This window comes from Dyella sp. EPa41 (assembly GCF_016586165.1).
Classification (GTDB): domain Bacteria; phylum Pseudomonadota; class Gammaproteobacteria; order Xanthomonadales; family Rhodanobacteraceae; genus Dyella.
The window spans coordinates 1-13547 of sequence record NZ_BCPR01000017.1 but is presented as its reverse complement, the minus strand read 5'-3'; the positions used below and the strand labels follow the sequence as shown (position 1 = coordinate 13547).

Here is a 13547-nt window from a genome sequence, read left to right as displayed (position 1 = left end):
GCCGGTTGACAGGCACTGGTCGCCTCAGGGACTCACGCGCGGCACCGGTCCCTGCAGGTAGCCCAGCGCGCGCATCAGCACGCGCCCGGCCGGCCCCAGCTTGTCGGTGATCATGCCCATCAGGCGGAAATCCTCGTCGCTCCAGTAACGCACCAGGAAACTCGCCGGAACAAACACCGCCACGAAGGTGATGGCGCCGGTGATGAAGGCCATGTGCCCGGGTGTCACGTCCGCCACGAGCCAGCCGAGGCCGGTGGCCGCCAGGCCGACCACCAGCAGGCGCGCCATCAGCGCCACCGGCAGTCCCGCACTCGCGACGCGGCGGATATAGAAGATGCAGATCAGCAGCTCGGCCAGGCGCGTGCCGGCATAGCAGAGCACGGCGCCGAGCAGCCCGAAGTGCGGAATCAGCGAAAAACCCAGCACGACATTGATCACCAGCGCGCTGGTGGAGATGCGCAGCCGGTCGCCCTGGCGGTCGGTCACTACCTGGAACGCGGCGATGCTGTTGGTGATCAGCAGCAAGCCGGCAAGCACCAGCGTGACCTCGATGGCCGGGATGGCATCGACATAGCGGTTGCCGTACATCAGCGTGACCAGTCCCGGCGTGGTGACGAAGCCGAGCCCGGCGATCATCAGGCCCGTGGCCCAATAGAACCGCGTGGCTTCCGACAGCACCCGCGTGGCCTGGGACTGGCCGTTCTGCCCGAACGCCCGCGCCATATAGGGCAGCAGCGTGGTGGTGAGGCCCACCGAGAACAGCTCCACGGCGCCGCGCGTGAGCGTGCCCGCGATGGCGAAGAAGCCGACCGCGGTCGAGTTCGCGTAGGTGTTGAGCAGGAACACCTCCACCGTGTTCGTCTTCAGGCCGATGATGAGGATGAGCACCGCGGTAAGCCGCAGGTGTCGCGAAAGGCGGCCGTCCATTTCCTGCGGAATGTCGCCCGGCTCGTACGGCAGGCAGTAACGACGACAGGCAATGCGATTGATCAGCCCCAGCGTAAGGCAGGAAATGGCGAAGATCGCGATGAAAGCCAGCAGGCCCAGACGGAACCAAGACGCCACCGCCACCAGCGCGAGCGTGATCGCGCCGGAAAGCACGGTGGCGATCGATACCGGCTCGAAGTGCTCCTGTCCCTTGGAAATGGCCACCAGCAGCCCGTAGTTCGCCTTGGCCACCACCGCGACGCACACCAGCGCCGTGATGGGCACGGTCAGGCCCTGCCATTCGGACGGCTGGATGATCGCCACGCCCACGACAAACAGTGCGATCACGATGGCCGAGCTCAGCGACTGATAGCGCATCAGGCGTGCCGAGAGATGCGAGGCGACCTCCGGTGCGCCCGCGCCGTACGCTTCGGCGATGAACTTGGTCGACGACGTGGTCAACGCATGGTTGCTGCAGGTCATCAGCCAGCCGCACAGCCACACCGTGAACGCATAACGGCCGAAATCGGCGGGCCCGAGGGTGCGCGCGATCCACACGCTGATCAGCAGGCCCAGGCCGTATTCCACATAAGTGGACGCCGACACCAGCGCCATGCTGCGAAGTGCTGCCAGACGACGACTCATGTGCAACTGCCCCCGACCATCCTGTTGTCCTCTTCGTTGCATGCCTTACGGCATGGCATGGCCAGCCATCGACGACACCGCGCCGCTGCCGGCCGGCTGCTGCAGAAACCACATCGCCACGCCGGCGCCACGGTTGTTCCAGTTGAAGCGCCGCGTGGTGCCGCTGATCTGGGCGCACTCGGTGCTGTAGGAGGATGCCAGCGCGTCGAGCCGCCGTTTCAGCGCCTCGCTCTGCGCCCGGTCCTTCTCGAAGTAATAGGCCGCAGCCACCGGCATGACCAGTTCGACGTTGTGGGCGTCGCTGTACCAGCCGTCCGAGTCCTCGATGTCGGCCAGCCTGGCGAAGCCGGCCTGCGAGGACGACCAGTACCAGGCAATCTGCCCGTTCGACCCCGAGCAGGGATTGCGCCAATCGCGGCTGGATTTGATCTCCGCCACGTCGATCCAGCCGTAACGCTCCATGTAGCGCCCGAACGCCGTGATCATGGCGGGAATGCGCTGATCGCCCGTCACCAGCCAGGCGTGCCAGAGGCCATCGATGATGTTCTCGCTCATCCAGGGCGACGACCCGCGCACGTCGCGCTCGGGATTCCATGCGTCGTCCTCGTGCAGGTTCCAGCTGTTGCGCCACGAACCGTCGTCGCCAAGCTTGTCCGGATTGGCGCGCTGGTGCTCGTACAACCAGTCGACCCGCTCGCGCGTGTAGCGCAGGTAGCGGAGGTCGCCGGTCAGCTCGTAGGCATTGACCGTGGCCAGCAGGCCGAGACCGGCCAGGCGCTCGGTGAAGCGCTCGCCGGGGCTGACGTACGGACCCGGCGTGCCCGACCAGCCGCCGTGCTGCCACAGCGTCACCATCTTGTCGACGAGGGCCGCATCGTATTCGCTGTCGTCGCCCGTCAACGCCAGCGCCAACAGGCTGGGCTCGATATAGACGTACTTCACGTCGCACGGTTCCTTGCCCATCGTCCAGCCGCCCGCGCAGAACGGACTGAACGGCAACCCTTCGCGCTTCACGTAACGCATGTAGAAGTGATAGCTCTGGTCCGCCGCCTGCAGGTAGTCGAAGCGTCCCGTGCGCACGTAGGCCTTGAACAGCGTGGACGGGCGATCGAACAACCAGGCCGTATGGTCGTCCACCGGCAACTTGCGCGCCCAGTCGAACTGGGTCGACACATAGCGTGCGTATGCCTCGTCATGCGCCGCCGGCACCTGCGGTCCGGCAATGAGCGAGGCGCACAGCCACGACGGCTCCAGCGTGGCCAACGCCGCGGCAACGCGGACGCCTTGCGCATCCGGCACGCGCTCCTGCGCATACGGCCAACCGTCGGCCTCGCGGGCACGGGGTTTGCCCAACGCGAAGTAGTACGTTGCTTCGCTTCCCTGCAGCCGGGCATGGAACTGCGCGCGTACGGCGCGGATGCTGTGGTCCTTGGCATACCACCGCAACGTGACCTGCACGTGCGACGGCACCTCTTCACCCTTGTCGTCGAGGATGCGCACCAGGCCGGCATCGCGCAGCGCGGACGGCGGAAACGGGATACCGACCGACACACGCACGTCGCTGCCCTCGCCCACGTTGCGATGGACGACGATGCGCTGTCCAGGCGCCGCGTCCGCGGGAGCGGACGGCTCGGCTTGCTGCCGGGGCTTGGAAGCGGACCCCGACGCGGCATGCGGACGATGCGGCAAGGCCACGACCGTCGACGCCATGCCCAGCAACGCAAGCAGCACCAGCAAGCTCATCCACAGGCGCCCATCGACCGGCGCGGGCCGGACGAGATGGAAACCTGGCCGCGCCTTGCCCATCAGGCGACCGACGACAGCGGCATGCGTTTGCTTACGAGCTTGCGCTCCCACACCAAGGCTGTCCGTACGATGAAATCGAGGTCGTCGTATTGCGGCTGCCAGTCGAGCACTTGCTTGAGCCGGTCGCTGCAGGCGATGAGCTTGGCCAGGTCGCCCTCGCGCCGTGGCAATTCGACGATGTTGAGTGGTTGCCCACCGACCCGCGCCACCGAGTCCAGCACCTCGCGGACGCTGTAGCCGTGGCCGTAACCGCAATTGAGCGTAAGCGACGTTCCGCCCGAACGCAGATGATCCAGTGCGCGCAGGTGCGCTGCCGCCAGGTCGTCGACGTGGATGTAATCGCGGATGCCGGTTCCATCGGGCGTGTCGTAGTCCGTACCGTAGATCGCCAGGGAGTCGCGCTTGCCCACGGCATGCTCGCAGGCCGCCTTGATCAACAAGGTCGCCGTGGGCGCGGAATGCCCGATGCGCCCCTTGGGATCGCAACCGGCCACGTTGAAATAGCGCAGGATCACGTGGCGCATGAGCCCGGTCGCGCAGTAGTCGGCGAGCATGGTTTCCGACATCAGCTTCGACATGCCGTAGGGATTGACCGGATGCGTGGGCGTGTTTTCATCCGCCACGCCCCGTTCGGTCAGCCCGTAGACCGCCGCGGTCGAGGAAAAGATGAACTTGTCTACGCCGGCATCGGCGCAGGCCGCCAGCAGGTTGCGCGTGTTGCAGGTGTTGTTGCCGTAATACTTGAGCGGGTCGCTTACCGATTCGGGCACGATGGTATGGGCGGCGAAGTGCATCACGGCATCGATGCCGCAGACACGCAGCACCGACGACACCAGGCTGATGTCGCCGACATTGCCCACCACCAGCTCCGCATCCTGCACCGCCTCGCGAAAGCCCGTGCTGAGGTTGTCGATCACCACCACCGACTCGCCGCGTGCCACCAGCTGCTGCACGACATGACTCCCTATGTAACCGGCTCCGCCGGTGACGAGTACCTTGCGCATAAGCACTACCCTGGTCGCGTGACGGGAAAGTGGCGGCCCATCCATTGCGCGACATGGTCGAGCAGTCGCTTCCGGTCGCCACGAAGTACGTAGGTGTGATCGGATTCCTGGAAATAGCTGACGCTGACACCGGCGTGGTCGGCCAGCCGGCCGAAACACTCGCGAAACTGCCGGACATGGTTGAAGTAGCGGGACACGCCGCCGCTGTAGACGAAGTCGAGCTTCAGCCCGCGCGCAAGCATGTCCGCAAGCTGGCCGCCGACGACCTTGCCCGGCAGGGGCTCGACGACGAATGCCGGCTCCGGCGGGCGCGGGCCCGACGCAGCGCGCTTGCGCGTGATCCACTGCTTCCACACCGATGCCTTCATCAGGCGTGGCAGGTAATGGCGCAGCCGCTGGCCGAGCGTGCGATGGCCATAGCCGTCAAGGAACAACGCCCCGACCACGCGCGGATCGGCATGAGCCACCGAGTGCGCGTTCTGCGCACCCGAGCAAAGCCCGAAGAGCACGAAACGCCGGCAACCCGTCTGCTGATGCAGCAGATCCATGGCTTCACCGACATCGGCCACCACCTGCTCGGGCCGCGCAAGCAATTTCCCGCCTGCCCCGCTGTCGCCGATGGTCGACTGGTCGAAACGCAGCGTGGGGTAACCCAGCGCATTGAGCCGGCGCGCCAGGTCGACGTGCAGGCGGAACGGGCCGATGCGATACACCATGCCGGCATTGAGCAGCACCACGCCCACGCCATGGTCGATCACCGGCGGCAAGCCGACGATGCCGACCAGGTGGCGCGAACTGCCGAAACGGAACGCCTGCTCGTGCATCACGCCATCTCCCGCAGGCGACGCCTGGCCGCGTCGATCAAGGGATGCGACAGGATCGCCATTTCCAGCCGGTCGATGTCGTCCCAGCGCGGCGCGACATCGATCGCCTCGACGCTTCTTCCCTGCCGGTCCGCGTGCTCCGACACCGCGTCGGATCCTTTCGACACCAGCCACGCGGTGCGCGGACCGAGTGCCGGCAGGCCTACGACGGAAAGCTGGGCCCGCAAGTGTTCCGTGGTTTCGAAGCCCTGCCACTCCAGGCGCACGTCCAGCTCCGGGCGCGCCTGGTCGAAGCGGTTGAGGTCGACCTTCAACGCGTCCTGCATGCGATCGAGTTCACCAACCAGCGCGGCGCCATCGGCAATGGCATCCCACGCCACCACGCCGGCCAACGCCGCATCCGTCGCGTCGAGCGCGGCATTGGCGCCCAACCGGGTGCCAAACGCCAGGATGCGTTGCGCGCCGCTGCGCGCGCGCAGTTCCGTGGCTGCCGTTGCGACGTCCGCGAGGCAACGCGTCCAATCGACATCGCGACCATGGCCGGCCGAATCGCCGGTGCCGTAATAGTCGAAGCGAAGCACCGGAAAACCAGCCTCCGCCAGGGCATGAGCCAGCTGCCGGTAAAGGCGATGGCAGCGGATCTGCTCGGCACCCAGCGGCGGACACAACAGCACCGCCGCGCCGCTGGCGGCCGGCGCGGGATGATAGAAGCCGAACAGCTCCCTTCCCGGGCCGAAATAGAACGGCAGGTCGGCTTCGATGCGCGCTTTCATCGGTGGTACACCACGGACAGCATGTATTCGTTCTCGTGGTAGCTCTGGCCGGCCACGGTGCTGTTGCGCAGCTGCCGCGTATAGGAGACGCGCCAGCTCCACTTGTCGGTGAACTGATGGCTCAGCGCCGCACCGAAGCGATAGTCCTTGTCGGTGCGATCGATGCTGTGGTAATCGGTATGGTCGACGTTGAGGAACGTCGACAGCAGCAAGGTCGGCCGCAACTTGTAGTCCAGGCTGAAGGCGCCATTGCGTTCCGTCTGGTTGAACGTCGGATCGTTGAGGTAGGACAGCTTGCGATAGAGCGGCGCGATGGTCAGCGTCAGACGTTCGATGTGATAGCTGTAGGTCGCCTGCACGCTCTGGTCGAGGTAGACCTGCGAGTCGACCACCATCGAACCGGTGTTGATTCCGCGCGTGGGATCATTGATCAGGTCGAGCGGGTTCGCCGGCACGTTGGTCATGCTGTCGACGATTTTCTGGCCGGGCTGCAGCAGCATGTCCTGCGCGGCGTCGGAGTACTCGTAGACGCCCATGATGCTGAAGCTGTTGCTCAGGCTGGGCCGCCAGCCCAGCGTAATGCGGGCCATGGGCTTGGACGCGCTCGGCTCGTGGTTGAAATCGATGTAGGTCCAGCCAAGCAGCGCGTCCACGTCGAAGTCGCGCAACGTATGCACGTAATGCCCGTACAGCGAATTGCGGGTGTAATCCGGGCCCGTGGCGTTGTTGCGGAAATCCACCCGCTGGGATTCGGCGTTCAGCGATACCTGCGTGGTCGGGCTCACGTCGCGAATCACGCGGAACGCGGCCAGCCCGCGGGACGAGTCGAAATCATCGACCTTGGAGGCATAGCTGTTGAAGTACTTCACCTCCGCCTGGCCACGCGTGGCTTCGTTGAAGTTGAAGTGCAGCACCGGCCCCAGCGACAGCACGTTGGTCTGCTGCTGGTTGTCCGGTGCATTGCTGGCCAGCGTGTCCACCGGCTGGATGCCAGCGTCGTCCTCGATGGTGAAGTCCAGCCGCTGCGGCATGATCGACCAGTTGGCCTGGCCGGTGAGCGTCGTGCGGGTCTGGCTGTCGTACTGGCTGTTGGTGTAGTGGAGGTATTCCAGCGTACCGACCACATTGGCCTGGAAGCTGGAGCCCAGCTCCTGGTAGGCGAAATTCATGCCCGGCGTGATGATGTTGGTGCTGGTCGGGTTGCTGGTGGTCAGCGCGATGTTGTCGCTGTGCTCGATGCTGCCGAACAAGGCATAGCCGAAGGTTCCCGCAAAGGACATGCCGGGCACCGCAACGAGCGCGAGCATGGTGGCGCGAGCGAGCTTGCTGAAAGCCGGCATGTACTGTCCTCTGACCCTGGTCCCCAATGACGCCGGACCCGCGGCCCGGCGCGCCTTCCCTACCCGCCCTACTGCGCCTGGTTGAACACCACTCCTGCCAGCTTGCTCGGCTCGAAATGCGTCAGGGCCTGGTTGATCGCCCCCGGCGTGTCCTTGCCGTAACCGGCCACCACCACCACGAAATCGGCCAGGTCGGCGAGGATTCGCGCGTCCGGCGCACCCTTGATCGCGGGGCCGTCGAGAAACAGATACCGATCCGCATAGCGCGAACGCAGCGAGTCGATCACCGTGCGCATGCGGAAAGAAGTGAAGTATTCGCTGCCGCTTTCGCGCGCGCTGCCGGCGGGAATCAACCGCAGGTGCGGCACGCCGGTGTGGTAGAGGATCGACTCCACGCCAATCGCCGGATGATCCATCAGGTCGGTCAGGCCACCGCGCGTTGCCTCGATGCCCATCGCCTTGTGCTGGCTCGGATAGCGCACGTTGCAATCGATCAGCAGGCTGGTCTTCGCCTCGTCGAAGGCAAAGGCCGCCGCGAGGTTGCGCGCCACGAAACTGCCGCCGGAGCGCGGGCTCACCGCCACCACCAGCGTCACGAAGTTCTGTTGCCCGGCCATGGCGAGCAGGCGCGTGCGGATCTCGCGAAAGGCGTCCGCCTGCGGACGCACGGACTCCTCGCGGTGGATCATCCGGCGCTGCTCGAGCTGCACCGGGGCCAGCGCCCCGCCATGCTCGTGCATGCGCGCGATGGACTGGCTCGACGACTTGCGCATCTCCAGGCTGTGCGCCGCCGCTTCAAGCACTTCGCTGATGCCGGATATCTTGTCGTTTTCGATGTTCATGGTCATCCCTTCAGCCGCATCCAGACGGCGATCAGATAGACGACCGCCACGCCAAGGACGATCAGCGTCACGATCATGTTGCGCAGATGGTCGCGCCGGCGATCCCGTGGCGTCGGATAGAACGGAATCGTCGCCAGCACGGGGACGCCGATGGCATGCTCGACCTGCCAGGTCGAGCGAACACGCGGATCGAACCACACCAAGGCGACCAGCAGGCCCAGTGGAATGGCGATGGACAGCGCGATCCCGGCGAGGCCGAAATGCATGAACCGCAGGCCGGACGGGGTCAGCGGCATGACCGCGGGGTTCTGGATCAGGAAATTGAGGCCGCGCTGCTCCGCGTCGAGGTTCATCGACACGCGGGCGTTCTCGCGGCGCTTCAGGAGATCCTGGTAAACGTCGCGATTGACGTTGTAGTCGCGCGTCAGCTCGGCCGTGACGTTCTCCGAATTGGCGATGCGCGTGCTTCGCTGCAGCTCCGATTGCAGCATGGACTCGCTCGCGCTCATGCGGGCCGCCGCCGCCGCGGTGGATGCGCGCGTGGAGGCCAGCTGCGTCTTGATCTGCTGGTAGGCCGGGTTGAACGTCACGCTGTTTTCCAGTGCGGTCGGCGTACCGGCCATCTGGGCGGCGTGCTGGTGTTGCTCGGCGGCGCTCAGCTGGCGCTTGAGATCGTCCATCTGGTGCCGGATACGCACCACGTCCGGATACGAATCGGTATAGGTGAGCAGCAGCCTGCTCAGCTGCGCCTGCAGTTCGCCCAGCTGCGCGCGCAGGGCGCCGTCGGCGGTCTGCACGGTGTTCACCTCGGACTCGCCGTTGAGCTGGGCGGCCAACGATGCTTCCTGCGAACGACGCTCCATCAGATCCATCCGGGAGGACTCGATCTGCGTGCGCAGCTGGCTGATGCGTGCGGCGGTATCGGCCTCGCTGCCTGGCCGTGCATCGGCATTGGCATCGCGATAGGACTTCAACTTGTCCTCGGCGTCGGTGAGCTTCTTGCGGTACGCCTCGACCTGGCTGTTGATGAACTCGTAGGCCTCCCTGCTCTCGCGCTGCTTGGACGCCAGGCTTTCGCTGATGAAGAGCTGGGCAAACGCACGCGTCACCTCGTAGGCGCGACGGGCGTTGTTGTCGTTGTAGGTGATGGTGATCAGGTTGTCGCGGGCGATCTGCACCAGGGTGCGCGACTTGATCCCCTCGATGATGCGGTCCTGTTCCACTGGCGAGGGATGCGTCGCCGTCCATCCGCCGACTTCCAGGATCCTGGTCATCACCTTGTGGCCGAAGATCACGTCGCGCGCCATGTTCGCGCGGTTCTTGTTGCCCGTCGGCGCCGCCGCGCCCTCCATGAGCGGGGTGATGATCGTGCTCTCCTGCGCGAGGATGGTCGTCGAGGCGACATACTTGCGAGGCCATGCCATGCCCACGGCAAGCGCAATCAAAGCGATCAGCGCGAAACCGACGCCAAGCGCGAGGCGGCGGCGGCGTGCCTCGTTCAACAATGACGGCACGAGGCTCGTCATGGGCCTGAGTTCTCCACTCATGGCTGCACCTCCCTTTCCTTGTTCCCCTGGCGCGGCGTCAGAACGCCCGCATTGGTACCGTGACCACGTCTCCCGGTTGCACCGGATAATTGGTGGCGAGATCGCCCTGCTGCAGCACCTTGTCCAGACGGATGGCGTAGGGCGTGGTCACGCCGTTCCTGTCCTCGCGGAACAGTTCGGTACGGTCCGGCGCGGCGAACTCGGTGGTTCCACCCGCCGCCAGCACGGCGTCGAGCACGGTCATGCCCTGGCGATAAGGCAGCGAAACGGGCGTGCGGACGGCCCCGGTCACGCGAACGCGCGACAGATATTCATGGCTGCGCAAGGCGGTCAGGATCACGGCGACCTGCGGGTCACGCACGTAGGACTGGAGCTTGTCCTTGATCTCCGCCGACACTTCCTCGGGCGTCTTGCCGCCGGCCATCACGTCGCCGATCAGCGGCACGGTGATCTTGCCGTCCGGACGAACCGGCACGCTGACGCTGAGGTCGGGGTTCTGCCACACCGTGATCTGCAGCTGGTCGTCCACGCCGATCCGGTAGGTTCCGACGGCTTGCGCCTGGGGATCGATCTTGGGCGCTTCGGTTGAACCGCGTCCCGTGGCGCAGGCCGTCAACATCGCGGCAACGCACAGCACAAGCAACAAACGTAGACATTTCATGGCGGGGCCCCCTGCGCATACAAAATGTGAACTGCATCACCAAGGAGTATATCCATGCCCCAAGAAAACTTGACAAAACCATTCGTTCTATGCCTTGACGCACATGGATTCCTGCAAAAAACCCGACGCACTTTCGACGTGGCGATCATGGGGCCACGCCGATACTGAAAGACGGCGCCCACCGCGCCCGATGCCGCCCCTCCATCCGCCACAAGGCAGCGCCGGGTTTTAGGCCGTTTGGCCGATGAACCCGCGCCCGGAACCCGTGCATGACGCGGAAAACCAGCGACACCCCTGCTTCCGGTTGATGCGATGAATCACGGCGAGCGCTCACCGATCCACACCAAGGACTTGCAATGCCCAAGGCACCTGCCATCACGAGCCACGATCCGCTGCCCCTGAAAGACAAGACCATCCTTGTCACCGGCGGCGCACAAGGCATCGGTCGCGGCATAGCACAGGCCGTGCTCGCTGCCGGGGGCCGCGTAGGTATCGGCGACCTGGATGCCGAAGCAGGCAAGGCGTGCATCGAGGAATGGCAGGTCGGCCCGCGCGCTCATTTCACGGTGCTGGATGTCGCGCGCGAAGCGAGCGTCCGCCGCTGGATGGCGAGCGCGCTGAGGCACTTCGGACGCATCGACGGACTGGTGAACAACGCGGGCATCGCCAATCCCCATGCCGCGCCACTTGCCGAACTCGCGCTCGCGGACTGGAACCGCTACCTCGCCACCAACCTCACTGGCGCCTTCCTGTGCAGCAAGCACGCCCTGCCGGAACTGCACAAGCGCGGTGGCGCCATCGTGAACATCGCCTCCACCCGGGCGCTGCAGTCGGAACCGGACACCGAAGCCTACGCTGCCAGCAAAGGCGGGCTTGTGGCGTTCACCCATGCCCTCGCCATCAGCTCTGGACCCGACGTGCGCGTCAACGCGATTCTTCCCGGCTGGATCGCCACCGATGCGTGGCGCAGGCCCGATCTGCGCTCCGCGCCCAAGCTCAGCCGCCGCGACCATGCGCAGCATCCCGTTGGACGCGTCGGTACGCCCGAAGACATCGGTGCTTTAGCCGTCTATCTGCTGTCTTCCCGGTCGGGTTTCGTCACGGGCCAGCACTTCGTGGTCGACGGCGGCATGACCGTCAAGATGCAGTACGCCTGAGCGCATCGCGGCGCCGGGTAGCGACGCGCACATGCTTGCGGGGTCGCCATCAAAGCCATCGTGATGCATTCCGTTGCGCTTTCCATGACGCCGCTTGCACGCTTCCCATGGCCCCATGGCTCGACCGTCGCGGGTCCAGGCAGGCCATGGCACGAAGTGCGCGAAACACTGGCGATCCGGTCGCCGTTGCGAAACAGGAAGCGAGGTCGGCGGGCCTCGTATACGTCACCGATGAGCAGCCCGGGTTCCACCGGCAACGCACCGGCAAAGGTTTCAGCTATCGGGACGAACGTGGCCGCCGGGTGACGCAACCCGCCATCCTGGAACGCATCCGCAGCCTGGCGATTCCCCCGGCATATACCCGGGTATGGATCTGCAGCCATCCGCTCGGGCACGTGCAGGCCACGGGGCGCGATGCCAAAGGACGCAAGCAATATCGCTACCACCCTCGCTGGCGCCAACTGCGCGACACCGGCAAGTTCGATCGCATGCAGGCCTTCGGGCGGGCACTGCCGCGCATCCGCCGCCAGGTCACGAGGGATCTCAAGCGCAGGGAACTGTCACCACCACGGGTACTCGCCGCCATCGTGCGCCTGCTGGACACCACCCTGCTGCGCATCGGCAACGAAGACTACGCCAAGGACAACGGCAGCTATGGCCTCAGCACCTTGCGCAACCGGCACGTCAGGGTCTCGCGCCGGCAGCTGAAGCTGCGTTTTCGCGGCAAAAGCGGCATCGAGCGCGAAGTCGACATTCACGACCCGGTCGTGGCGCGATTGGTCAATCGCCTGCAGGAGCTTCCAGGGCAACACGTATTCCAGTACCTGGACGACAACGGCGCCGCGCATCCGGTCGATTCAGGCATGGTCAACGACTACCTGCGCGAGATCAGCGGTGCCGACTTCAGCGCCAAGGACTTCCGTACCTGGGGCGCCACGGTCCTCGCCACGACCGCACTCGGATGCATCGAACTCGCCGAAGCATCCAACCAACGCGCCCATCGCGCACAGATGAAAACCTGCATCGAGGCGGTGGCCAGGCAATTGGGGCATACACCCGCCGTCTGCCGGCAGTCCTATATCCACCCCGCCATTTTCGACGCCTGCGAAAGCGGGACTCTGCAACGCGCCACCCACCGGTTAAGTCATCGCAGCCGCGCGACGCTGGAGAAACTGACGCTGCGCATGCTCAAACTGCATGCGCGAAACAGAAGGACGAGACGGAGCGCCAGATAGGAACCGAGCTCGCGTGCACTCCTGAGCGCCCGCCTTGCGTCAACGAAGAACGCCTACGCGTTGCACTTCGAACGGCCCGGCTGCCCATTGAGCAACGCAAAGAAAAAGGCACTTGGCTTGCGCCAAGTGCCTTTCATAATTGGTGGGCCGTCTAGGATTCGAACCTAGGACCAATTGATTAAGAGTCAACTGCTCTACCAGCTGAGCTAACGGCCCGTAAAACTGAATTGTAAAAGCCTGAAACTGGGGTGGACGATGGGATTCGAACCCACGACAACCGGAATCACAATCCGGTACTCTAACCAACTGAGCTACGCCCACCATAAACTTGAATTGGCGCGCCCGACAGGAATCGAACCTGCAACCGTCGGCTTAGAAGGCCGATGCTCTATCCGGTTGAGCTACAGGCGCTTGTGCACATTGTGCATAGCATCTGCTGGTCGGGGCAGAGGGATTCGAACCCCCGACATCCAGCTCCCAAAGCTGGCGCTCTACCAGGCTGAGCTATACCCCGATTTCGAACCCTCAACCGCTTCCGCGGGCTGAAGCTTTGAAATGCTACGGGTGACGCCTAGCCTAGTCAATCCGTATCAAAGCACACCGAACTTCAACTCTTCGTCCGGTCCGCTTGGCGATTCACTGCCTTGCGGTGCAATCCGCGGTGTTTCCACCTCGTCTTGCCATATATGGCGCGCCCGGAGAGATTCGAACTCCCGACCACCAAGTTCGTAGCCTGGTACTCTATCCAACTGAGCTACGGGCGCGTTTTTAAACTTTTGCCTTGCC

General features: G+C 64.8%; 11 protein-coding genes and 5 tRNA genes. 2 read left to right on the top strand and 14 right to left on the bottom strand.

The genetic code is table 11. The annotated features are described in order from the left end of the window. Positions 1-24: 24 nt before the first annotated feature. The 9 genes from JMF82_RS07730 to JMF82_RS07690 form a co-directional block, all read right to left on the bottom strand. Complete coding sequence (locus JMF82_RS07730; protein WP_201313953.1) at positions 25-1572, bottom strand: oligosaccharide flippase family protein; 1548 nt, start codon at positions 1570-1572, stop codon at positions 25-27. Positions 1573-1617: 45 nt separating this feature from the next. Then, positions 1618-3315 carry a hypothetical protein gene (locus tag JMF82_RS07725; protein WP_236585352.1) on the bottom strand — a complete coding sequence of 566 codons (1698 nt, stop codon included), beginning with the start codon at positions 3313-3315 and terminating at the stop codon, positions 1618-1620. Positions 3316-3377: 62 nt separating this feature from the next. Further along, positions 3378-4382, bottom strand: a complete 1005-nt coding sequence (galE, locus tag JMF82_RS07720; RefSeq protein WP_236585351.1) for a UDP-glucose 4-epimerase GalE — start codon at positions 4380-4382, stop codon at positions 3378-3380. A 5-nt stretch (positions 4383-4387) separates the two neighbouring features. Then, the gene (locus JMF82_RS07715) at positions 4388-5206 is read right to left on the bottom strand and encodes an alpha/beta hydrolase (protein WP_201313990.1); all 819 of its coding nucleotides are present in this window, start codon (positions 5204-5206) and stop codon (positions 4388-4390) included. After that, on the bottom strand, positions 5206-5979 hold the full coding sequence (locus JMF82_RS07710) for an alpha/beta hydrolase (RefSeq protein WP_201313951.1): 774 nt from the start codon (positions 5977-5979) through the stop codon (positions 5206-5208). The genes JMF82_RS07715 and JMF82_RS07710 overlap by 1 nt, the downstream gene beginning before the upstream one ends. Beyond that, positions 5976-7319, bottom strand: coding sequence for an outer membrane beta-barrel protein (locus JMF82_RS07705; RefSeq protein ID WP_201313950.1), 1344 nt, complete (start codon positions 7317-7319; stop codon positions 5976-5978). Before JMF82_RS07705 ends, JMF82_RS07710 begins: the two co-directional genes overlap by 4 nt. Positions 7320-7387: 68 nt before the next feature. Next, on the bottom strand, positions 7388-8161 hold the full coding sequence (locus JMF82_RS07700; RefSeq protein ID WP_236585350.1) for a polysaccharide biosynthesis protein: 774 nt from the start codon (positions 8159-8161) through the stop codon (positions 7388-7390). Positions 8162-8163: 2 nt separating this feature from the next. Continuing rightward, positions 8164-9687 (bottom strand): XrtA system polysaccharide chain length determinant, encoded by a 1524-nt coding sequence (locus tag JMF82_RS07695; protein WP_201313948.1) that lies wholly within the window; start codon positions 9685-9687, stop codon positions 8164-8166. 58 nt (positions 9688-9745) lie between these two features. Beyond that, positions 9746-10369: an XrtA/PEP-CTERM system exopolysaccharide export protein gene (locus JMF82_RS07690; RefSeq protein WP_201313947.1), complete on the bottom strand. Its 624-nt coding sequence runs from the start codon at positions 10367-10369 to the stop codon at positions 9746-9748. 356 nt (positions 10370-10725) lie between these two features. Between JMF82_RS07690 and JMF82_RS07685 the strand changes: the two genes are divergently transcribed. Continuing rightward, a complete protein-coding gene (locus JMF82_RS07685; protein WP_201313946.1) occupies positions 10726-11526 on the top strand; it encodes an SDR family oxidoreductase in 801 nt (266 codons plus the stop codon). A gap of 146 nt (positions 11527-11672) precedes the next feature. Next, the gene (locus JMF82_RS07680; protein ID WP_201313945.1) at positions 11673-12761 is read left to right on the top strand and encodes a DNA topoisomerase IB; all 1089 of its coding nucleotides are present in this window, start codon (positions 11673-11675) and stop codon (positions 12759-12761) included. A gap of 140 nt (positions 12762-12901) precedes the next feature. Here JMF82_RS07680 and JMF82_RS07675 read toward each other — a convergent pair. The 5 genes from JMF82_RS07675 to JMF82_RS07655 all read right to left on the bottom strand — a co-directional run bounded on the left by JMF82_RS07675 (position 12902) and on the right by JMF82_RS07655 (position 13525). Next, positions 12902-12977, bottom strand: a tRNA-Lys gene (locus JMF82_RS07675). Positions 12978-13005: 28 nt separating this feature from the next. Then, a tRNA-His gene (locus JMF82_RS07670) sits at positions 13006-13082 on the bottom strand. A 13-nt stretch (positions 13083-13095) separates the two neighbouring features. After that, positions 13096-13172: transfer RNA gene (locus JMF82_RS07665), tRNA-Arg, on the bottom strand. A 26-nt stretch (positions 13173-13198) separates the two neighbouring features. Then, a tRNA-Pro gene (locus tag JMF82_RS07660) sits at positions 13199-13275 on the bottom strand. Positions 13276-13448: 173 nt separating this feature from the next. Further along, a tRNA-Arg gene (locus JMF82_RS07655) sits at positions 13449-13525 on the bottom strand. Between the last annotated feature and the right edge of the window lie 22 nt (positions 13526-13547).